Source organism: uncultured Salegentibacter sp. (assembly GCF_963972535.1).
GTDB lineage: Bacteria > Bacteroidota > Bacteroidia > Flavobacteriales > Flavobacteriaceae > Salegentibacter.
Map to the genome: position 1 here is coordinate 1 of NZ_CAXAVR010000210.1, position 1,726 is coordinate 1,726.

General features: G+C 38.2%; 2 protein-coding genes. Both read right to left on the reverse strand.

The genetic code is table 11. The features are described from left to right. The coding region (locus AACZ30_RS13890; protein WP_339650117.1) for a lyase family protein at nucleotides 1–863 on the reverse strand (863 nt) is incomplete at its 3' end. A gap of 96 nt (nucleotides 864–959) precedes the next feature. Beyond that, entirely contained in the window at nucleotides 960–1,643 is a 684-nt protein-coding gene (locus AACZ30_RS13895) for an NAD-dependent deacylase (protein WP_286761051.1), read from the reverse strand. Nucleotides 1,644–1,726 lie beyond the last annotated feature (83 nt).

The following is a 1,726-nucleotide window of genomic DNA, read 5'->3' on the forward strand; positions in this document are numbered from 1 at the left end:
CCTTTTTTAATTTTCTGCTTAAAATAATCCATAGAAACATAGGTCCAGATATCGCGATCTAAATCTATTAAAATGGTGTTTATTCTTTTTAAGCCATCAAACAGCCCAGCCATATGGTCGTAATGCTCAATTTGTGTGGTTGGGAAAGAATGGTGTAACCCTAATTTTTCCTGGACAAAATTAGTTCCAAATTCTTTCCAGTCGGTATTTGGGTAAGCCACTTTATGAGCGTTAAAGTTACCAGTGGCTCCGCCAAATTTGGCGGCGTGTGGAACTTTATTTAAAAGATCTAATTGAGCTTCTAAACGCGTGATAAAAACTTCTATTTCTTTACCTAAACGAGTAGGGGAAGCCGGTTGCCCGTGAGTTCTTGCCAATAAAGGGACATTTGCCCAATCCTGGGAAAGCTGCGTGAGTTTAGAAATTATTTGTTCTATTTCAGGAATATACTCGGCTTCAATTGCATCTTTTAAACTTAATGGAACCGCTGTATTATTGATGTCCTGTGAAGTTAATCCAAAATGAATAAATTCTTTATAAGCTTCCAGGCCTAATTCATCAAACTTGTTTTTTATAAGATATTCTACCGCCTTAACATCGTGATTGGTAGTTTTTTCAATCTCTTTTACTGCCTGAGCATCAATCGTAGTGAAGTTTTCATAAATGGCGCGCAAATCACTAAAAACCGAATGATCTACATCTTTAAGCTGGGGTAGCGGTAATTCGCAAAGCGCAATAAAATATTCAACTTCAACCTTTACACGATATTTTATTAAGGCTTCTTCGCTAAAATACTGCGAGAGCTGTTTGGTTTTGGAATGATATCTTCCATCTATTGGAGAAATGGCGGTTAGCGGTGTCATGTATTTGATTTAGAAATTAAAAGCCGTAAATATACTGCTTCCAAATAATCTTTAAAACCGCTGTAGCATTTCTTTTTCTATGAATAGTAGGAAATTTTATGCTGAATTCTTTAATTCCTTTACCAGCTGAGGAACGCCAATGGAAGCTTTTTCTGCAATAATATGAAGATTCCCTTTTTCCTGAATATTAGGTTTCGGGTCTATAAAATAAATGGGAATTCCTTCGGGCGCAAAATCTACCAGGCCTGCTGCCGGGTAGACCTGCATTGAGGTTCCTATAATCATAAGTATTTCGGCTTCAGCTACAATTTCCATAGCTTTCTCAAACATAGGCACCGCTTCTCCAAACCAAACAACGTGGGGCCTAAGCTGATATTTAAATTCGCAGAAATCTCCGGGGTTAATATCCTGTTTCCAATCTAGTACAAGATTTTCATTAAAAGTGCTTCTGGCTTTCAATAGCTCGCCGTGCAAATGGGTAACTTTTGTACTGCCGGCCCTTTCGTGAAGATCGTCTATGTTTTGAGTAATTATTTCTACGTCAAATTCTTTTTCAAGTTCAGCCAGTGCAGTATGCGCAGCATTAGGGTCTACCGTTAATAATTGCCGGCGACGTTGATTATAAAACTCTAAAACCCTTTTTTGATCTTTTTCCCAACCAATAGGCGATGCAATTTCCATAACATCGTGGCCTTCCCAAAGGCCATCGGCATCCCGGAACGTTTTAATTCCACTTTCGGCACTCACCCCGGCACCGGTTAAAACCACTATTTTTTTCATATTAACATAGTTTGGGTGCTATTTTTATAAACCTTAACATCCGTTAAATCCAGCTCCCTCGTATCTATCTATAGATTTGATAA

Coding starts and splice junctions, on each gene's coding strand:
- AACZ30_RS13895 (WP_286761051.1), bottom strand. CDS start 1,643: ATGAAAAAAATAGTGGTTTTAACCGGTGCCGGGGTGAGTGCCGAAAGT.